An 18,878-nucleotide genomic window follows, 5' to 3' on the forward strand; every position below is an offset into this window, starting at 1 on the left:
GGAACGGGCCGCCCGGCCCGGTTCCATGCCGCGACTGGGATATATTACTGAGCATGCTTTACATCAGCGTTCCGCTCGGTAAGCTCGTCCGCCGGGTCTCCCGGCTCAGGGGCGGAGGCTCTGCCCTCCCCGGCCTCGTGGTGGAGAAAATCGACCCGGGATTCATGCAGCGGACACTGTCCACCCTACCGCTGGGTGTCGCCGTCGTCAGCGGAACGAACGGCAAGACCACCACCACCAAAATGGTGGTGGAACTGTTGGAAAGCCAGGGGCTGAAGGTCTTTACGAACCGCACCGGAAGCAACTTCACCCGCGGAGTGGCCGCGGCTTTGCTGGGCGACGTCGACTGGCGGGGCCGGCTGAAGGCGGACATCGCCGTGCTCGAGCTGGATGAGGCGCACGCCGTCCACTTCGTCAACAAGGTACCGCCGCGCTACAGTCTGCTGCTCAACGTGCTCCGCGACCAGCTGGACCGCTTCGGCGAGATCGACAAGACCGCCCAGCTCCTGCAGCACATCGCGTCAAAGACCACCGGGACAGTGGTCTTGAACCGCGAGGACCCCCGCGTCGCCCGGATCGCCGACACCCTGGACGGACCGGAGGTCCGCTACTTCGGCCTCGACGATTCCCTGCTGAGCACGTTCCCGAACGACGACGACCTGCGCGCCGGGCCCGGAAGCCCGGTGCCGGCGGCCCCCGCAAAGCCGCACGCCGACGTCGTGCTTCGCCGGGTCGGGACGGACGACGCCGATTTTGAGTACGACGGCGCCACGGTCACCACCGGGATGAAGCTCCGTGGCGTGTACAACATCTTCAACGCTGCGGCCGCGCTTGTCCTGGCCCGCTGCATCGCCGGAAACGGCGCCACTCCGACGGATCACGACGGTCTCCTTAAGGCCCTTTCACAGGTTGCGCCCGCCTTCGGCCGCGGCGAAAGCCTGGTGGTTGACGGCCTGCCCCTGGACCTGGTGCTCGTCAAGAACCCGAGCGGTTTCCGCCTGGGCCTGAAGTCCTTCCCGGCCGGCGGCTACGCCACCATGGTCGCTATCAACGACAACTACGCGGACGGCCGCGACATGTCCTGGCTGTGGGATGTGGAATTCGATTCACTGCGCGAAGGCGGCGTTGACCAGTTGACCGGTTCCCGGGCCTACGATATGGCCCTTCGCCTGCAGTACGACGACGTCACCATCGGTGCCGTGAACCCGGAGATCGCGCCTGCCCTCGCGGCGTTTATCCGGGAGGCGAAAGGCAAACCCAAGCGCATCTTCTGCACTTACACCGCAATGCTGGCCATTCGCCGCGAGCTCGCCAAAATCACCACAGTGGAGGTGGTCTCATGAGCAAGGGAACCATTCGGGTCCTGCAGCTGTATCCGCGCGACATGAACATCTACGGCGACTGGGGCAATGCGCTGGTGCTCCAGCAGCGCCTCCGCTGGCACGGCTACACCCCGGAACTCCTCGAATACAACGTCGGCAACGAGTTCCCGTCCGGCGTTGACCTCATCGTGGGCGGCGGCGGGCAGGACAGCGGGCAGCTGGTCATCCAGGACGACCTGCTGTCCCGGGAATCGACCCTGAAGGAACTGGCCGAAGCCGGTACGCCCATGCTGCTGATCTGCGGGCTCTACCAGCTCTTCGGAAAATTCTTCAAAACCCGCACGGGATCAGTCATTCCCGGCATCGGCGTGCTGGATGTCGAAACGCACGGAACCGACGAACGCCTGATCGGGAACGTCACTGTGTCCTCGCCCGAGTTCGGCGACATCCTGGGTTACGAAAACCACAGCGGACAGACCACGCTCGGCCCCGGGGTACAGCCTCTCGGGATCACCCCCAAGGGCACCGGCAACAACAGCAAGGACGGCCAGGAAGGGGCTCGCTACCGGAACATCGTGGCCAGCTACCTCCACGGATCGCTCCTGCCGAAGAACCCGGCCATTGCCGACTTCCTGATCCGTACCGCCGTCGAACGCAAATACGGCAGCTTCAGCCCGGGGGCCCCGGATGACCGTTTTGCGGTATTGGCACGCGAACACGCCGCACGGCGGCCGCGCTAGGACCCGCCGGCTCGGTCGCCTTGCCTTTCCGGCCGCGCGAAGCGCCGGTGACGCTGTGTGACCGGCCGCGCAACGGACCGTGGGAAACTGGACCCATGGACACTGCATCCGCCGGCCTCCCGGAACACCTCCGCAACCCGTCCCGCCCGCGCGATCCAGGCGACGCCTGGGTGGAAGGTGCAGTAGGCAAATTCTGGGGCCGCTTCGGATCGGCCGGGCTCCTGGTACAGGATCCCGCCAAAGGCATCCTGCTGCAGCACCGGGCCACCTGGAGCCACCATGGCGGCACCTGGGGCCTGCCCGGCGGGGCGCTGCACCAGGGCGAAGACGCCATAGCCGGGGCCCTGCGCGAAGCCCACGAAGAAGCGGCCGTCCCGCCGGACAACGTCCGCGTCCTCTTTACGTCCGTGTTCGACGTCGGATACTGGTCCTACACCACTGTGGCGGTGCGCGTCGTCGAATCATTTGAACCGGCCATCAACGATCCGGAGAGCATCGAGCTCAAGTGGGTGCCGGCCGGTTCCGTGGAAGACCGGGAACTCCATCCGGCGTTCGCCACAGCGTGGCCGGAACTGTGGCGCCGGCTGCTGCATGACCACCGCTGATTTCCTCCCTTGATTTCCCTGAGTGTTTCTCTGACGGCGTAGCTTTGCCCGGACTACTGCCGCGAACACAGCCGTTGACATAGGTAGGCACCATGTCAGGAGGCACACCATGGCGGCAGTCAGCAGCGGAGTCAACGGAACCAACGCCACCGAAGACCCGCTGGATTCCTATTCCGCAACCGTCATCCGCGTGGCGGAAACCGTCACGCCGCACGTAGCCGCCGTCGAAATGGCCGGCACGGGACGCAACGGCCGGTACCGGGCGGGCGCAGGCTCGGCCGTTCTTTTTACCTCGGACGGCTACCTGGTGACCAACGCGCATGTGGTGGGCTCGGCGGGAAAGGGTCACGCGGTGTTTGCCGACGGCACCCGGACGGCAGTGGAAGTGGTGGGTGCCGATCCCCTGTCCGACCTCGCCGTCATCCACGGCAAGGCACCCATGGTCCAGCCGGCCGAGTTCGGCGACGCTGAACTCCTCAAGGTGGGGCAACTGGTCATCGCGGTGGGCAATCCGCTGGGGCTCTCCGGATCAGTGACCGCCGGAGTGGTCAGCGGCCTGGGCCGCTCCATCCCCGTGTGGTCCGGACGCAACCGCCGGGTGATCGAGGACGTGATCCAGACCGACGCCGCGCTCAACCCCGGCAACTCCGGAGGAGCCCTGGCGGACGCACGGGCCAGGATCGTGGGCATCAACACGGCGGTCGCCGGAGCGGGACTCGGACTGGCGGTTCCCATCAACGCCACCTCGCGCCGGATCATCGCCTCCCTCCTTTCGGACGGAAGGGTACGGCGCGCCTACCTCGGCCTCGTGAACACGCCCGTGCAGCTTCCCGTCAGTTCGGTGGTCCGGACCGGCCACCGTGACGGACTCCTGGTGGTGGAGGTGCTCCCCGGGTCCCCTGCCGAACGTGCAGGCCTGCGCGCCGGGGACGTACTGCTAAGCGTCGGGCGGAAGTCCGTTTCGAATGCGGAGAGTCTCCAGAAGCTGCTCTTTTCGGAGGCCATCGGGGCGCCGTTGGACATTTCAGCACTCCGGGACGGCAGGGAGCTGCAGGTTGTGGCCGTGCCGGACGAAATGAGCGCGCCGTAACATTCGCGGACTCTTGGGGGCGGAACGATGCCGAACGCCCGAAACGGCACAAATTTCACACAAACCCGACAGAGGCAGATGATGAGCCTGTCCCGCCTCGAGAATACCGCAATCCCGCATGTAATAAACCCCTGCGCCTATTCTGATTTGGGTCACACCGCTATCGTTGTTAGTGGACATTCCCCTGTTTACAGCAACGTGGCGGACAGGCGATGTTCCGGCATTACAGCCGGGTTACCGGACCACTGTTCCTGGAACCCGGATAATGGGGTATTGGGGTAGGCACCGGGGGGTGCCCTCGTATCGATACCGTGCACCGACGCCGCTATTTCGCAGCGCGGGGTGCGGGGGTTCCCAAAAGCGGCAGGACTCTGCATTGCCGCGATGAATCGAGTCGCCAAAAATGGGGCACAAGCTGATTCACGGAACGTATCGCCGTCAAAATTTGGGGCCACAAACCGCAGGCAAGCATTCGTACAGGAAGCTTGAGTCCGGCACCGTCCACACATGGCGCACCGGAAGTCACGCTATTCACCACCGGGATTCCGCCTGCCCGGATCAGCCTGCTGCCTTCACCAGGAATGAACCACAGTTAGGACGATCTCATGAAGAGGTCAATGGGACTACTCGCATCAACCCTGCTGGCCGCAGGTCTTGGTATCGGGGGGACGGCAATGGCTGCCGGACCCGCCGCAGCGGATACGGGACTGCAGTCCGTCACGATTTCCGCTGAGAACTACCAGAGCTACACGGACCACAAGAAGGACGATGACAAGCGGGACTGGCGTCACGACCGCAGGTGGTGTGAGAGGAACGGCTACTGGCACCACCACAGGGGTGACAGGGACCATCGGGGTGGCTGGCACTTCCACAGCTATTGCGACGACGACCATCGCCGCGGCCACCGCTAGGCCGCCAGCGGCCGCCTGAGCAGCCGGTCTGACCGGCCGGTCCGAGGCGGCACGGAGGGGCACCGCATCACAGCGATGCCCCTCCCTTGGGGCGCCACGCCCTTCCAGTTCTGGCGATCGAATGCCAGAGTCAATCCATGAACACCTGGGATCCACAAGGTGCCGGCGTCGTCAGGTTCCCCTCCGGCCGGCTCATCCGCGGCCGGGGACTGCGCCGGCCGCTGCCGCCGGGTCCCGACCCCGACTTCGCCGTGTACCTTCTCGGCAGGCGCCCGGCCCACGTGGGGTGGGAGCAACGGTGGGTGCGCTGGCCGGATTTCTGGCTGCCGGTCGACGAAACCGATGCCATGGATGCCCTGCGGGAAGCATGGCTGCGGGCGGAAGCGGAGCGCGTTGAAATCGCCTGCCAGGGCGGTCGTGGCAGGACAGGAACGGCCCTCGCCTGCCTCGCCGTTATGGACGGCATCCCGCCCGGGCAGGCGGCGACGTTCGTACGTGAGCAGTACGGGCGGGCGGTGGAGGCCCCCTGGCAGCACTGGTTCATCAGGCATGTTGCCCGCAAGATCAAGTGACCCGGCAGCACCTGCCGCCGTCTTTACCGCTCCTCGGAAATGATCAGTTCCCGTGCACCCGCCGCGGCGGCACCCATGGATTCCACCACCGTCCTGGTCCTCAACCGCGTGGCAGCGTCAGCTTCGGCGCCGGCACAAGGCCCCTGCGGCGCGTCCGCAGCCACGGAACACCACCGGTAGGGGTCACGGACGATCACCGAGGGCACCCATGCCAGATCTGAGGCCCGCCAGTTTCCGGATTCATCCTGGCTGAACTGCGCCCGCACCAGGAGGCCCTCATTGTTCACCGCATACCAGGGGGACAGTTCGGTGACGCCGTTGCCCAGCCCGTAGACGATCCACGTCCCTTTGTAGTTTTCAATGGGCAGCACCGAGTGCGTGTGGTGGCCATAGATCATGGTGAACTCGCCGCTGTCCACCAGGGCATGTGCCGTGTCCTGCTGCTGGGCGTTCGGGGCGCTGGCGTATTCGTCACCGGCGTGCATCACTCCGAGCACGATGTCCGCGCCCAGCACCCTGGCCTTCTTCGCCTTGGCAATCATCGCCGGAGCGTCCAGCATGTCCACCTGCCATGCTTGCTCGGGGTATTGCCCGTTCAGGCCGTAGGCGGCCTCGATCACGGCTATCCGGGCGGCATTGGTTTGCAGGATCAGGATGCCCTGCGAGTCGGCCTCGGTCCGGTAGGAGCCGGTGTGTTTCAGGCCCGCGGCGTCCAGGGCGTCGAGTGTCCGGACGAGGCCGTTGGTTCCCTGGTCGATGGTGTGGTTGCTGGCCGTGGTGCAGGCCTGGTAGCCGACGTCCTTCGACGCCGTGATGATCTGCGGCGGCACGTTGAACGAGGGATAGGCCGAGAAGGGCCCGTCCGGCTCCGCGACCGGCGTTTCCTGGTGGCAGACGGCGAGGTCGCTTGCCCCGATATACGCCCGCTGGCCTTCAAGCAGCGGGGTGAAATCAAGCCCGGGCTTTCCGAGCGCCGCAGCGTCCGCACGGGCCTGGTCCCACAACTGGGCATGCACCAGCATGTCCCCGGTGACCAGCACCGACGTGCACCGGACCGCGGCGCAGGCCGGGCCTTTGCCCGGTGTCGGCATCGGAGAGGGGGCCGGCACCTCCGGTGCAGCTGACGACGGCGGCGCCGCGGCCGCCGTCGTGCTTGCCCCATCTGCGGGACGCTGGCCTGCGCCCTGTCCCGCGATGACGCCGCACGCCGACACGATGAGCAGCAGGACGGCAGCACCAAACGCCGCGACAGCCCGTCCCGCGGTTGATTTTCGGTAGCACCCTTGCGACTCCCCCATGGCCGCCATCCTACGGCGGAGCATCCCGGAACCCAGAAAAATCATCATTGAGAACCGCCCCGTTACATGAAAGGGTTGCTTCATGACCAACCCCCTCCTGAGTCCCAGCCCTTTGCCTTACGGGCTCCCCCCGTTCGCCGAGATTGATGAGTCCCACTATTCCGAGGCGGTCCGTGCCGGCCTTGCAGAGCACCTGGCTGAGATCCAGGCAATCGTGGACAACTCCGAACCTGCGACCTTCGAAAACACGGCCCTGGCCATGGAGCGCTCGGGCCAGCTCCTTCAGCGCGCCGCGGCTTCGTTCTTCACCCTGGTCTCTGCCGACGCCTCGGACGGAATCCGCGCCCTCGAGACCGAGCTGTCTCCCGAGTTTTCCGCCCACCAGGACGCCATCTACATGAACCGGGGGCTCTTTGACCGGTTCTCCGCCGTGGACACCGCCGGACTCGACGAAGAATCCGCGAGGCTCGTGGAGGAGTACCTCAAGGAGTTCCGCCAGTCCGGCATCCAGCTCGATGACGCGGGGCAGGAACGGCTCAGGACGGTTAACGCAGAGTTGTCCAGATTTGGCACTGAATTCGGCCAGCGCACCAAGGAGGCCATGAAGACTTCCGCCCTGCTTCTGGACGACGCCGCTGAACTGTCCGGGTTACCGGCAGACGACGTCGCCAGCGCCGCAGAAGCCGCCCGTGCGGCGGGGCACGACGGGAAATACCTGCTGACGCTCATCCAGCCAAGCAACCAGCCCGCCATGGCGTCCCTGGAAAACCGCGAGGTCCGGCGCCGCCTCTACCAGGCATCCATCAGCCGCGGAAGCAGCGGAGGCGCCCTCGACGTCCTGGACCTGGTGAAGTCCATGGTGGCGCTCCGCGCAGAGAAGGGCCGGCTGCTGGGGTTCACCAACTATGCCGAACTCACCGTGGACCGGCAGACCGCCCCGGATTTCGAAGCCGTGCAGACCATGATGAACCGGCTGGCGCCCGCCGCGGTCCGGAATGCCGACGCCGAGGCGGCAACCCTCGCCGAGGTGGCGGGCCACCCCTTGGAGGCCTGGGACTGGGCATACTATTCGGCGAAAGTCCGGCGCGAGCGGTACAGCGTGGACGAGCAGGCGTTGCGCCCCTACTTCGAACTGGACAGGGTGCTGCGCGACGGCGTTTTCTTTGCCGCCACCTCCCTGTACGGGGTCACCTTCCACGAACGCACCGACCTCCAGGGCTACCACCCCGACGTCCGGGTCTGGGAAGTCCGCAACGCGGACGGCTCCGAACTGGGCCTGTTCCTGGGCGACTACTACTCGCGTGAATCCAAACGAGGCGGTGCCTGGATGAACTCACTGGTGGACCAGTCCGCGCTACTGGGTACGCAGCCCGTGGTGATCAACAACCTGAACATTTCCAAGCCGCCGGCCGGAGAGCCCACGCTGCTGACCCTGGACGAACTCCGGACCGCCTTCCACGAATTCGGGCATGCCCTGCACGGACTGTTTTCCAACGTGACGTACCCCCGGTTCTCCGGCACCGCCGTTCCGCGGGACTTCGTAGAGTATCCGTCGCAGGTCAATGAAATGTGGATCATGTGGCCGGAAGTGCTGGCCAGCTATGCCCGGCACCACGTTACCGGTGAGCCCCTGTCCCAGGACATCGTTGACCGGCTCAACGAGTCGCAGCTGTGGGGCGAAGGTTTCGGCACCACGGAATACCTGGGTGCTGCGCTCCTGGACCTTGCCTGGCATGTCCTGGACGAATCCGGCGTCCCGGCGGATGTCCTGGCGTTCGAAGCCAAGGCCCTTGCGGCGGCCGGGGTGGCGCACCACCTGATACCGCCGCGGTACCGCACCGGCTATTTCCAGCACATCTTCGCGGGGGACGGCTACGCCGCGGGGTACTACTCCTACATTTGGAGCGAGGTGCTGGATGCCGACACCGTGGACTGGTTCAAGGAAAACGGAGGACTCAGCCGGGCCAACGGCGACTTCTTCCGGGCCGAACTGCTCTCCCGCGGCAACAGCCGCGAACCGCTGGATTCGTTCCGGGCCTTCCGCGGCCGGGACGCCCGGCTGGAGCCGCTGCTGAAACGCCGCGGATTGGACTGATCCTTCACCGATTGCTCCGTAGACGCCGTTTTGGGCGCTGGTAAGGGCAGCTACGGAGCAATCGACGGGGAAACGAACGACGGCGGCGGGCCACCTTTGAAAGGTGGCCCGCCGCCGTCGTACTGCTGTGGAGCTGTTACCAGCCGCGCTCGGCGAGGCGGTGCGGCTGCGGGATCTCGTCCACGTTGATGCCGACCATGGCCTCGCCCAGGCCGCGGGAGGCCTTGGCGATGACGTCGGGGTCGTCGAAGAAGGTGGTGGCCTTCACGACGGCGGCGGCACGCTGGGCCGGGTTGCCGGACTTGAAGATGCCGGAGCCGACGAACACGCCGTCAGCGCCGAGCTGCATCATCATCGCGGCGTCGGCCGGGGTGGCGATGCCGCCGGCGGTGAACAGGACCACGGGGAGCTTGCCGGCTGCGGCAACTTCCTTAACCAGTTCGTACGGGGCCTGCAGTTCCTTGGCCGCAACGTACAGCTCGTCCTCGGGCAGAGCTGCAAGCTTGGCGATCTCGGAGCGGATCTGGCGCATGTGCCCGGTGGCGTTGGAGACGTCCCCGGTGCCGGCCTCGCCCTTGGAGCGGATCATCGCCGCGCCCTCGTTGATGCGGCGCAGCGCCTCACCGAGGTTGGTGGCACCACAGACGAAGGGAACCTTGAAGTTCCACTTGTCGATGTGGTTGACGTAGTCGGCCGGGGTCAGGACCTCGGACTCGTCAATGTAGTCCACGCCGAGGGACTGCAGGACCTGGGCCTCGACGAAGTGGCCGATCCGGGCCTTGGCCATGACCGGCACGGACACAGCGTCGATGATCTTGTCGATCATGTCCGGATCGGACATGCGGGACACGCCGCCCTGGGCCCGGATATCGGCCGGAACGCGTTCCAGCGCCATGACGGCCACGGCACCGGCGTCTTCGGCGATGCGGGCCTGTTCGACGTTGACGACGTCCATGATGACGCCGCCCTTGAGCATCTCTGCCATGCCGCGCTTGACGCGGTTGCTGCCCGTGACGCTGTTGGCGGACGAGCCGGCTTCGCTGCTTACATCAGGTGTAGACACAAAAACCCCTATGGGTAGCTAGATGTTACGTAGATCCGGTCTCTCGGTCCCGGCGCAGGCGGCGGCACAGACGGGAAAAGCCACGCCGCGCACACACCGGATTACCGGATCCAATGACCAGGTACAGCTAATACTAGTCCCACGCCGCGACGCAGCTGAATTCGGGTTACCCCGGCAGCCCGGTCTCTTCAAGCGACTGCCGGTGGACGGTGGCGATCCGCTGGACCACGGTGACCAGGCTGGCGGCGGCCAGGAGGATCAGCGTCACCAGCAGGACCACACTGGGGAGCCCGATCCCGGTGAATCCGGTGACTACCAGCACGGATACCAGCCGCTCGGCCCGCTCGGCAATGCCCACGTTGGCGTGGAAACCCAGGGCTTCCGCCTTAGCCCGCGCATACGACACCACCATGCCAAGCACCAGGCACACGACGGCGGCGACGGCGATCGCGCGGTCCGAGCCTCCCGTGAAGAACCAGATGGCAAGGCCGGCAAAGAGTGCGCCGTCGGCAACCCTGTCCAGGGTGGAGTCCAGGAAGTTCCCCCAGCGGCCGCCGCGCTCCTGCATCCGCGCCATGATGCCGTCGAGGACGTCGGAAAAAATGAAGGCGGTAATAAACAGCGTGCCCCACCACAGCTGGCCCAACGGATAGAACACCAGTGCGCCCACCACGACGCCGGCCGTGCCCACGATGGTGATGGCGTCCGGCGAAACGCCGATCTTCAGGAGCCAGCGCGCCAGCGGGGAGAACAGCGCGGTGAAGAACCCGCGGGCATGCCGGTTAAGCATGTTCGTCTTCCGGCCAGGCCTCGGCGACCTGTTGGCGGACCTCGCCGAGCGTCTGCGTGATCGCTTTTGTCTGGGCGATGATGGGGAAGAAGTTTCCGTCCCCTCCCCAGCGCGGGACCACGTGCTGGTGCAGGTGCCCCGCGATACCGGCCCCGCCCACCACGCCCTGGTTCATCCCGAGATTGAAACCACCGGGGTTGGAGACCTTCCGCAGGACCCGCATGGAGGTCTGCGTCAGTGCTGCGAATTCCGCCGTTTCCTCCACGGTCAGGTCCGTGTAATCCGGAATATGGCGGTAGGGGCAGATCAGCATGTGTCCCGGGTTGTACGGAAACAGGTTCAGCACCACGTAGGCGGTGCGCCCGCGGTAAACAATGAGGGAGTCTTCGTCGCTGCGGGCCGGGGCCACACAGAACGGGCAGTCATCCTTGTTCTTGAACTGGTGCTGCCCGCCCTTGATGTAGGCCATGCGGTGCGGGGTCCACAGGCGCTGAAAAGCGTCCGGAACTCCGGCCAGACCGAATTCATCGGTCACGTCGCCGTCGCCCGGATATCCCCCGCCAGCGCCTGAGTTCTCCTGCACGTCGCCTGCCATTCCGCTTCGCTAGCTGGTCCGGTTGCGGACGGCTTCGACAATCCTCTGGACAGCCTCGGACACCGGTACGCCGTTGTCCTGGCTGCCGTCGCGGAACCGGAAGGACACCGCTCCGGCCTCGGCATCCTCGCCGCCAGCGATCAGGACGAACGGAATCTTGTCCTTGCTGGCGGTGCGGATCTTCTTGGGGAACCGGTCGGAGGAGATGTCCACTTCGGCCCGGATGCCTGCAGCCTTGAGCTGGTCGACGACGTCGAACATGTAGTCGTTGAAAGCTTCCGCCACCGGGATGCCTACAACCTGTACGGGTGCGAGCCATGCCGGGAAAGCGCCGGCGTAGTGTTCCGTCAGCACGCCCATGAACCGTTCCACCGAACCGAACAGGGCGCGGTGGATCATCACCGGACGCTGGCGGGTGCCGTCGGCGGCCTGGAACTCGAGCTCGAAGCGCTCAGGCAGGTTGAAATCCAGCTGGATCGTTGACATCTGCCAGGTGCGGCCGAGCGCGTCCTTTGCCTGGACGGAGATCTTGGGGCCGTAGAACGCGGCTCCGCCCGGATCCGGGACGAGCTCCAGGCCGGAGGCTTCGGCCACCTCGGCGAGGGTGCGGGTGGCTTCCTCCCAGGTGGCGTCGTCGCCCACGAACTTGTCTTCGTTCTTGGTGGAGAGTTCCAGGTAGAAGTCGTCCAGGCCGTAGTCCTTGAGCAGGCCCAGCACGAAGTTCAGCGTGGTGGTGAGCTCGTCCTTCATCTGCTCGCGGGTGCAGTAGATGTGGGCGTCGTCCTGTGTCATGCCACGCACACGGGTCAGGCCGTGCACCACGCCGGACTTCTCGTAGCGGTAGACCGAACCGAATTCGAAGAGCCTCAACGGCAGCTCCCGGTAGGAGCGTCCCCTCGAGCGGAAGATCAGGTTGTGCATGGGGCAGTTCATCGGCTTCAGGTAGTAGTCCTGGCCGGGCTTGCGCACGGTGCCGTCCTCGTTCAGTTCCGCGTCGATGTGCATCGCCGGGAACATGCCCTCCTTGTACCAGTCCAGGTGGCCTGAGACTTCGTAGAGGTGCCCCTTGGTGATGTGCGGGGTATAGACGAACTCGTACCCGGCGTCGACGTGGCGCTGACGGGAGTAGTCCTCCATCGCCTTGCGGATGATGCCGCCCTTGGGGTGGAACACCGGCAGGCCGGAGCCCAGCTCGTCCGGGAAGGAGAACAGGTCCAGCTCGGCGCCGAGCTTGCGGTGGTCGCGGCGTTCAGCCTCGGCGATGCGCTCCTGGTAGGCCTTCAGGGCGTCCTTGGTGGGCCAGGCGGTGCCGTAAATGCGCTGCAGCTGCTGGTTGTTCTGGTTGCCCAGCCAGTAGGCGGCCGAGGACCGGGTCAGGGCGAAGGCGTTGGAGATGAGCTTGGTGTTGGGCAGGTGCGGGCCGCGGCACAGGTCGCACCAGACGCTGTCGCCGCTCTTGCGGTCCACGTTGTCGTAGATGGTGATGTCTCCGGCACCCACCTCGACGTTGACGCCTTCACCGGCGTCGGCGGCGTTGTTCTTCTTGCCCAGCAGTTCAAGCTTGTAGGGCTCGTTCTTCATGGCCTCGCGCGCCTCGTCCTCGGACACCACGCGGCGGACGAACTTCTGGTTCTGGTTGATGATTTTGAGCATCATCTTTTCGAGGGTCTTCAGATCCTCCGGAGTGAACGGCTCGGCGACGTCGAAGTCGAAGTAGAACCCGTCCGTGATGTAGGGGCCGATGCCGAGCTTGGCGTCAGGGCGAAGCTGCTGGACGGCCTGGGCCATGACGTGGGCAGTCGAGTGCCGGAGGACGTTGAGCCCGTCCGGGGAATCGATGGTGACGCCTTCAATGTCCGCGCCCTCGGGGAGCGGCTGGTCAAGGTCTTTCAGTTCGCCGTTAACTCGGGCCACTACGACGTCGCGGCGCTCAAAAAAGAGTTCCGCGCCGGTGGTCCCGGTAGTCACCTTGGTCTCTTCGCCGTCGACGATGAGGGTGATCTGCTGGGCATCTGACACGGGTGTCTCCTATTCAAAGTTAAGGCTTCGTAGCTTGTGGCGTACGGGGACCACAGCCAGCCTCGTCCATGCTATCGGTTGAGAGATGGGGCGACCAAAGCGGCCACGTCGGCGTGTGCGCCTGATGCTCCCGGAGTGAAGCTCAGCTGCCCAGCCCGGTGATGGCGAGGTTGCGGCTGATTCCGTCCAAGGGGCCGGGCAGCTCAGGTTCCCGGTGCTCCGGGATCCCGGAAGCCGGGACCGGGTACGGGAGGGTCTCTGTGCGGCTGAGGTCCCACGCCATGGTGGCGCTGATGCTGATCCCCCGCGGTCCGGTCCGGCGGGTGTTGCCCCGAATCAGCAGAAGCCGGGTGCCGAACAGCAGCGGACCGGCCAGTTCCTGGGCCTCATGGAAGAACACGGAGTCCACGCAGCCGGTTCCGTCATCGATGCTGATGAAAACCACCCGGCGCCCTCCACGCATCGGTGGCGTCTGCGTGGCGACCCTGACCCCGGCCACCAGTACTTCGGTGCCGTTCCTTAGACCCAGGAGCTTATCCGCCGTGGTGACTCCCAGCTTGTCGAGCAGTGGCCGGTGGCTTGTCATCAGGTGTTCGCTGACATCCACTGCCAGCAGGTCAAGTTCGGCCCTGACGTTCTCCATCATGCTTGGAGCAGGAAGTGCCGGTTTCAGGTTCCGCAGTTCAACATCGCCCAGGGGCAGCGACAGCTGGCCGTCGATGACCTCGATGCCTTTCTTGCCCGGGCGGTTCTGGAGGGCCTGGAGGTGGTGGACGAGGTCCGCCCGGTTGGCGGCTCCCCCGGATTCGCGGTGCAGGGTGTCGAAGGCTCCCAGCTGGGCAAGCCGCTTGATGCTGGGCCGGCTCAGCCTGGATCGGGCCCGCAGGTCTGCCAGCGAGTCGTAGGGCTGCCCTGCCACGATCCTTTTGAGTTCAGCCCCTGAGAGCCCGTAGATGCCGTTCAGGCTCAGCCGGATGCCCAGCTTGCCCCGGTCCGGTCCGGACGCGACCCGCTCCACGCGGTACTCAGCCTGGCTCCTGTTGATATCCAGGGGCAGGATGGGGATTCCCATCCGCCGCGCTTCGGCCACCAGGAGCCGTTTGGGGTACATCCCGGGATCGTGTTCCCACAGGCCGGCCAGGAACGCCTCCGGGTGGTGGGCCTTCAGCCAGGCAGACTGGTAGGTGGGCACGGCGAAGGCAGCCCCGTGTGCCTTGCAGAAGCCGAAGCTGCCAAAAGCCTTCAGGGTTCCCCACACCTTGTCCACCACGTCGGGGGCGTATTTCCTTTCCCGGGCTTCCTTGCGGAAGAACTCCTCCACCTGCGGCTCCAGGACTTCGTTCCCCAGGGCGCGGCGGAACTCATCAGCCCTGGCCAGCCCGCAGCCGGTCATAACATCGAAGGTCTTCAGGATCTGTTCATGGAACACCGTCACGCCATGGGTTTCCTGGAGCACGGGTTTGAGGTCCGGATGCGGATAGACCTCCGGCGCAAAACCGTGGCGGTGTTCCAGAAAGGGCCGCACCATGTCCGATTTCATGGGCCCCGGACGGAACAGCGAAATATCGATGATGAGGTCATTGAATTCACGCGGCGCCAACTTGCCGATCAGCTCCCGCTGCCCCGGGGATTCGATTTGGAAGCAGCCCAGGGTGTGAGTGCTCCGGATCAGCTCGTAGGTTGGTTCGTCGTCCAAGGGTACGGCGTTGAGGTCAATGTGCCCGTCAGCCGCGATGAAATCAGGCCCTGTGCCGTCCGGCCCGGGAGGATGATCGCCGGCCGCCGCCACTTCCGCTTTGGACGGGTGCAGCCTGACCACTTCCCTGACGGCAAAGGCCATGGCACTTTGCATCCGGACCCCTAGGACATCCAGCTTCAGCATCCCCATCGGGTCCATGTCGTGCTTGTCGAACTGGCTCATGGGCAGGCCGAGGCCGCTGGGCTGGACGGGGGTCCGGTCAAGCAGGGTGGCGTCGCCAAGGATCACACCGCAGGGGTGCATGGAGATGTGCCTCGGCAGGCGGTCCAGCCTCTCGGTCAGGTCGACGAGCAGGTCCAGTTGCTGGTTTTCGGTGAAGTCGCGCTGCTCCACCCGGCCAGCGAACTCCTTCAGCTCGGGTTTTTCCACCAGGGCTTCACGGAAGTTCCGGGCAGAGAATCTCCATAGCTGCTTGGCGATTTCACCGATGTCGCCGTCATCCATGCCAAGCGCCATGCCGGCATCACGGACAGCACCGCGAGCGCGGTAGCCGTTTTGCATGCTCATGAGGGTGACGCGTTCCGATCCGAAGCGGTCGAAGATCCGCCGGTAGACATTGTGCCGCTCGGCACTTTCGACGTCGATGTCGATGTCCGGAAGTGTTGCCCTGTCGCGGGAAAGGAACCGTTCGAAGATGAGGTCGTGCTGCAGGGGGTTCACCTGGCTGACATCGATGAGGTAGTTCACCAGGCTGGACGCGCCGGAGCCCCGGGCTGCAGCCCTGACCCCCATGTCCAGGATCATCCGGGAAACCTCGGCCACGGTCAGGAAGTAGGAGGCGAACCCGAGGTTGGCGATGATCCGCAGTTCGTGGTCCAGCCGACCCCGCATTTCCGCCTCGGCCCGCCCTGATATCCCCGGGAACCGCCGGCCGATCCCCGCTTCGCAGCGCAGGGTCAGTTCAACCAGGGGATCGCCCTCGATGCCGATGACGGATGCTTCAGGAACCACCGGCTGCTTCCATCCCACATCCGTCACGGGATCCATCCGGCAGCGGTCCGCGAGCGCCTCGGTTTGGCCGAACAGCCGTGTTAGGTCAGTGGTGCCGTATCCCGCGGCATGGATGATTTCCCGGCCGAGTTCGAGCATTTGGGCGGAAGTTTTCAGCCACCCCCGTCCGTTGGGCTGCAACAACGGCTCCGCCGTCAGTTCGGGCAGCGATTTCAAGGTGCGGGCTGAATCCAGCACGTCCGCCGTGGCCGCGCCGTCCTCCGCGCAGTACCGCACCGCGTTGGTCAGCACTGCCGGAACGCCGTACTCGGCGGCAAGCTTGAGCATGCGCACGGCATGGGCGGTGCTCAGCGGTTCTCCGGGTGCGCTGAGGTGTGACACCACTTCGGCTGCCACGGTTCCTTTCGGCATACCGTCCAGCCATTGTTTGAAGAGTGTGCGGGGGCGAAGGTACCGGCGCCCGCCCATTGCCCGGCCGACGTCTGAATCCGGCCCCACCAGCACGGTCAGCACAGGTTCGAGGGTTTCCGGGTGCAGTGCCCGGGCTGCGATTTCGGCGCGGGTCACCGCGACGGGCACCGCTCCCCCGGCTTTGCCGGAGGTACGGGCATGGGCATCCGAAATCAGCCGGCAAAGGGCGCGGTAGCCGGCACCGTTGTTGTGTCCGTGGGCAAGTACGACGACGCGGCCCGCGAGCCGGGTGCGGAGGTCGCCGTCGTCGTCAAAGACCGCCAGGTCAACCCCGACGACGGGATCCAGACCGGCCGCCATGCAGGCTTTGAGGTGTTTGACGGTGCCGTACAGTCCGTCCCTGTCAGTGCAGGCAAGAGCAGTTGCCCCGTCGGCGGCAGCCGCCTGGGCGAGCTCATCCGGCCAGGAGACGCCATAGTGGGCGCTGAAGGCGGTGGAAACGTGAAGATGTGTGAAACTCACGCTGATTGCGGCCTCAGGGCATCGTGGATCTTCAGCAGCCTCCACCGCCCGCTGCCGATGTTCCGAGTCAGGTCCAGGGTGAGGGTTTCCTGGGATTCCGGTACTGCTTTGGCATCGGCAGGCCGGACCTGGACGCGCCAGATCTCGTGATCCACCAGTCCCGGGCCGGTCCCCAGCGGTGCCCGGGTTTCCTCGACCCACCACTCCCGGCGTTCAAACCAGTGCACGGGCTCTGCGCAGACCGTGTAGTGCCGCCCTGCCCAGGTGAGTGAGTACGGCTGGCCGGCGGGCGTGCAGACGACGTCGACACCCTCGCTGAACAAGCCCATCGGCGCCTCCCGGAACTGCACTACCCTTCCCGTAACGGGCGATCGCACCGCCGGAAGGTAGAAACCTGAAATGATTAGTTCGAATATATCTTCGAATAAATCAAGTCTACGCCGGAGCCCGGACAAAACCTACCCATGCTCCCGGTCCGGCCCGGCTTCAGCGCTGCCAACGATAGGGGTGTGTTGAGACCCGGAGAAACCCGCAGCGTTCAAGGATGGGCCGTGAGTGCTCGGTCGAATCGCTGTGGAGCACTCCTTGCCAAGCCGGTTCCAGGCGGCCTGCGCTCACAATTGAGCCGCGGTCTTCGGCAACCCAGAGTTCCATCCCGTCGCCTTCCGCCAGGCGACGCAGGAGCGCTTCCGCGTTCTTGACCGACACCGGACCGCCGAAAACTTCGTCCTGCATGGCGCTCATGGCGCAGACATCCGGCTCCCCGGCCACCCTCCGCAGTGCCACCCCGAACGGGAGTTGCACGCGCGCCTGCGGATTGAAGCCACTCCGGCAACCCGACAATATTAGAATGTATATTCGAACTTAATGAGGCGGCGCTGATGCCACGACGAAACGTGGATCAGGGGTGGACGGACGGGAGCGCAGGGAGCAAGATGAAGCCATGAGCTCCCATAACGCACTCCTGAAGCACGTAGCCATCGCCGCCAAGGACTCCACCTTGGTGGCGACTTTTGATATAGACGGCAACATCCCCGGGTCGGGCGCCTACGTGGTGGGCCTCGTGGCGGCCACACCGGATCATTCCCATCAACGAAGAATGGGAATCGAGTTCATGAACGGCGAAGCTGTGTCCTTTTATTGCTTCAGCCACGACGGCACGGAAGAGAATTTCGACCTCAGCGGCGTGGAGCATTCAGGCAGCACCATTACCGGCAACTTCCCCATGAGTACCGTCCTGGGGCTGGAGAAGGGCCACCTGATGACCGCCTTCAGCGACGCCGACGGCAGGGAGTACCAGGCCAACGTCCCCGTGGAGGAAGCCCTCTGAACAAAGTGTTGCCGGCACAAAGTCCTGCCGGCCGCTAGTTGCTGGCGTTGTGCACTTTCATTTCAAGCTCAGTGAAAGCCGTGATCATTGCCCGGTAGGTCTTCTCCACGATGTCCGGGTCGATGTCCTTTTTCTCGGCGGCGGCACGGACGTGTTCAATGACCTTTTCCACCCGGCCGGGAGCCCGGACCTCCGCGTCGTCGCCTTTCAACGTGCCGGAAATCCTGATCAGGCGTTCACGGCGGGCAATCAGGGTGACAATCTGCTCATCAACTTCATCGACGGCCACGCGGACAGCTGCGAGCTGCTCCCTGTCGGCCTGGGCGTCTTTGTCGTGTCCGTGATTTGTGGGCATGTGCATGACAGTATCTAAGAATGCAGCCTCGAGTCGACTTCATTTCACTGGGCGTCCGCAGTGTTGATGCCTCCCGCGCCTTCTACATCAACGGCCTCGGCTGGCCGGTTCACCGGGAAGTCCCCGGCGAAGTGGTGTTCATCCAGGCAAACCATGGCCTTATTCTGTCCCTCTGGGACGCCGGCCAGATGCAGGCCGAGGCCTCCGTGGACAGCCCTGCCGGGGTCCCCTGCATCACCCTGAGCCACAACGTGGGCAGCACGGCGGATGTGGACCGGGTCATGGCCGATGCCGAGGCTGCCGGTGCCACCGTGGTGGCTTCGCCTAAAACCCAGCCCTGGGGCGGCTACACCGGATACTTCGCCGACCCGGACGGCTTCCGGTGGGAAATTGCCTTCAATCCCACATGGACCGTGGACCCCGCCGGCAACGTCACGGTCTGAGGGGCGG

General features: G+C 65.1%; 18 protein-coding genes. 9 read left to right on the forward strand and 9 right to left on the reverse strand.

Translation table 11 applies throughout. From position 1 onward, the window contains the following. The first annotated feature begins 53 nt into the window (after positions 1 to 53). The 6 genes from AC1MDG_RS11555 (at position 54) to AC1MDG_RS11580 (ending at position 5,240) form a co-directional block, all read left to right on the forward strand. Positions 54 to 1,343, forward strand: a complete 1,290-nt coding sequence (locus AC1MDG_RS11555) for a MurT ligase domain-containing protein (RefSeq protein ID WP_479803987.1) — start codon at positions 54 to 56, stop codon at positions 1,341 to 1,343. After that, entirely contained in the window at positions 1,340 to 2,062 is a 723-nt protein-coding gene (locus AC1MDG_RS11560; protein ID WP_479803988.1) for a type 1 glutamine amidotransferase, read from the forward strand. The genes AC1MDG_RS11555 and AC1MDG_RS11560 overlap by 4 nt, the downstream gene beginning before the upstream one ends. 95 nt (positions 2,063 to 2,157) lie before the next feature. Then, entirely contained in the window at positions 2,158 to 2,667 is a 510-nt protein-coding gene (locus AC1MDG_RS11565; RefSeq protein ID WP_479803989.1) for an NUDIX domain-containing protein, read from the forward strand. Positions 2,668 to 2,776: 109 nt separating this feature from the next. Then, positions 2,777 to 3,757 (forward strand): S1C family serine protease, encoded by a 981-nt coding sequence (locus AC1MDG_RS11570; RefSeq protein WP_043481908.1) that lies wholly within the window; start codon positions 2,777 to 2,779, stop codon positions 3,755 to 3,757. Positions 3,758 to 4,362: 605 nt separating this feature from the next. After that, positions 4,363 to 4,668, forward strand: a complete 306-nt coding sequence (locus AC1MDG_RS11575) for a hypothetical protein (RefSeq protein WP_479803990.1) — start codon at positions 4,363 to 4,365, stop codon at positions 4,666 to 4,668. Between the two features lie 137 nt (positions 4,669 to 4,805). Continuing rightward, positions 4,806 to 5,240: a protein-tyrosine phosphatase family protein gene (locus tag AC1MDG_RS11580; protein WP_479803991.1), complete on the forward strand. Its 435-nt coding sequence runs from the start codon at positions 4,806 to 4,808 to the stop codon at positions 5,238 to 5,240. A gap of 23 nt (positions 5,241 to 5,263) precedes the next feature. On the opposite strand, the gene AC1MDG_RS11585 is transcribed toward AC1MDG_RS11580, so the two are convergent. Continuing rightward, positions 5,264 to 6,547 (reverse strand): CapA family protein, encoded by a 1,284-nt coding sequence (locus AC1MDG_RS11585; RefSeq protein ID WP_479809081.1) that lies wholly within the window; start codon positions 6,545 to 6,547, stop codon positions 5,264 to 5,266. Positions 6,548 to 6,620: 73 nt separating this feature from the next. Here AC1MDG_RS11585 and AC1MDG_RS11590 point away from each other — a divergent pair, with 73 nt between their 5' ends. After that, the gene (locus AC1MDG_RS11590) at positions 6,621 to 8,633 is read left to right on the forward strand and encodes a M3 family metallopeptidase (protein WP_479803992.1); all 2,013 of its coding nucleotides are present in this window, start codon (positions 6,621 to 6,623) and stop codon (positions 8,631 to 8,633) included. Between the two features lie 136 nt (positions 8,634 to 8,769). On the opposite strand, the gene pdxS is transcribed toward AC1MDG_RS11590, so the two are convergent. The 7 genes from pdxS to AC1MDG_RS11625 all read right to left on the reverse strand — a co-directional run bounded on the left by pdxS (position 8,770) and on the right by AC1MDG_RS11625 (position 17,547). Then, complete coding sequence (gene pdxS, locus AC1MDG_RS11595; protein ID WP_043481916.1) at positions 8,770 to 9,696, reverse strand: pyridoxal 5'-phosphate synthase lyase subunit PdxS; 927 nt, start codon at positions 9,694 to 9,696, stop codon at positions 8,770 to 8,772. Between the two features lie 166 nt (positions 9,697 to 9,862). Continuing rightward, entirely contained in the window at positions 9,863 to 10,486 is a 624-nt protein-coding gene (gene pgsA, locus AC1MDG_RS11600) for a phosphatidylinositol phosphate synthase (RefSeq protein WP_479803993.1), read from the reverse strand. Then, on the reverse strand, positions 10,479 to 11,069 hold the full coding sequence (locus tag AC1MDG_RS11605) for an HIT family protein (protein WP_479809082.1): 591 nt from the start codon (positions 11,067 to 11,069) through the stop codon (positions 10,479 to 10,481). Before AC1MDG_RS11605 ends, pgsA begins: the two co-directional genes overlap by 8 nt. Positions 11,070 to 11,090: 21 nt before the next feature. Next, positions 11,091 to 13,100, reverse strand: coding sequence for a threonine--tRNA ligase (gene thrS / locus AC1MDG_RS11610; RefSeq protein ID WP_479803994.1), 2,010 nt, complete (start codon positions 13,098 to 13,100; stop codon positions 11,091 to 11,093). Positions 13,101 to 13,242: 142 nt separating this feature from the next. Then, positions 13,243 to 16,743: a DNA polymerase III subunit alpha gene (locus tag AC1MDG_RS11615; protein ID WP_479803995.1), complete on the reverse strand. Its 3,501-nt coding sequence runs from the start codon at positions 16,741 to 16,743 to the stop codon at positions 13,243 to 13,245. Continuing rightward, on the reverse strand, positions 16,740 to 17,072 hold the full coding sequence (locus AC1MDG_RS11620) for a DUF6504 family protein (RefSeq protein WP_479803996.1): 333 nt from the start codon (positions 17,070 to 17,072) through the stop codon (positions 16,740 to 16,742). Before AC1MDG_RS11620 ends, AC1MDG_RS11615 begins: the two co-directional genes overlap by 4 nt. A 157-nt stretch (positions 17,073 to 17,229) precedes the next feature. Then, positions 17,230 to 17,547, reverse strand: coding sequence for a hypothetical protein (locus AC1MDG_RS11625; RefSeq protein WP_479803997.1), 318 nt, complete (start codon positions 17,545 to 17,547; stop codon positions 17,230 to 17,232). Positions 17,548 to 17,686: 139 nt separating this feature from the next. Between AC1MDG_RS11625 and AC1MDG_RS11630 the strand changes: the two genes are divergently transcribed. Then, the gene (locus tag AC1MDG_RS11630) at positions 17,687 to 18,073 is read left to right on the forward strand and encodes a hypothetical protein (protein WP_043481924.1); all 387 of its coding nucleotides are present in this window, start codon (positions 17,687 to 17,689) and stop codon (positions 18,071 to 18,073) included. Positions 18,074 to 18,107: 34 nt separating this feature from the next. Here AC1MDG_RS11630 and AC1MDG_RS11635 read toward each other — a convergent pair whose 3' ends face one another. Then, the gene (locus AC1MDG_RS11635) at positions 18,108 to 18,434 is read right to left on the reverse strand and encodes a chorismate mutase (protein ID WP_011692165.1); all 327 of its coding nucleotides are present in this window, start codon (positions 18,432 to 18,434) and stop codon (positions 18,108 to 18,110) included. A 14-nt stretch (positions 18,435 to 18,448) separates the two neighbouring features. Between AC1MDG_RS11635 and AC1MDG_RS11640 the strand changes: the two genes are divergently transcribed. After that, complete coding sequence (locus tag AC1MDG_RS11640; protein ID WP_479803998.1) at positions 18,449 to 18,871, forward strand: VOC family protein; 423 nt, start codon at positions 18,449 to 18,451, stop codon at positions 18,869 to 18,871. The last annotated feature ends 7 nt before the right edge of the window (positions 18,872 to 18,878 follow it).

It is taken from the genome of Arthrobacter sp. AIWTK1, from assembly GCF_056680535.1.

Coding starts and splice junctions, on each gene's coding strand:
- AC1MDG_RS11555 (WP_479803987.1), top strand. CDS start 54: ATGCTTTACATCAGCGTTCCGCTCGGTAAGCTCGTCCGCCGGGTCTCC.
- AC1MDG_RS11560 (WP_479803988.1), top strand. CDS start 1,340: ATGAGCAAGGGAACCATTCGGGTCCTGCAGCTGTATCCGCGCGACATG.
- AC1MDG_RS11565 (WP_479803989.1), top strand. CDS start 2,158: ATGGACACTGCATCCGCCGGCCTCCCGGAACACCTCCGCAACCCGTCC.
- AC1MDG_RS11570 (WP_043481908.1), top strand. CDS start 2,777: ATGGCGGCAGTCAGCAGCGGAGTCAACGGAACCAACGCCACCGAAGAC.
- AC1MDG_RS11575 (WP_479803990.1), top strand. CDS start 4,363: ATGAAGAGGTCAATGGGACTACTCGCATCAACCCTGCTGGCCGCAGGT.
- AC1MDG_RS11580 (WP_479803991.1), top strand. CDS start 4,806: ATGAACACCTGGGATCCACAAGGTGCCGGCGTCGTCAGGTTCCCCTCC.
- AC1MDG_RS11585 (WP_479809081.1), bottom strand. CDS start 6,547: ATGGCGGCCATGGGGGAGTCGCAAGGGTGCTACCGAAAATCAACCGCG.
- AC1MDG_RS11590 (WP_479803992.1), top strand. CDS start 6,621: ATGACCAACCCCCTCCTGAGTCCCAGCCCTTTGCCTTACGGGCTCCCC.
- pgsA (WP_479803993.1), bottom strand. CDS start 10,486: ATGCTTAACCGGCATGCCCGCGGGTTCTTCACCGCGCTGTTCTCCCCG.
- AC1MDG_RS11620 (WP_479803996.1), bottom strand. CDS start 17,072: ATGGGCTTGTTCAGCGAGGGTGTCGACGTCGTCTGCACGCCCGCCGGC.
- AC1MDG_RS11630 (WP_043481924.1), top strand. CDS start 17,687: ATGAGCTCCCATAACGCACTCCTGAAGCACGTAGCCATCGCCGCCAAG.
- AC1MDG_RS11635 (WP_011692165.1), bottom strand. CDS start 18,434: ATGCACATGCCCACAAATCACGGACACGACAAAGACGCCCAGGCCGAC.
- AC1MDG_RS11640 (WP_479803998.1), top strand. CDS start 18,449: ATGCAGCCTCGAGTCGACTTCATTTCACTGGGCGTCCGCAGTGTTGAT.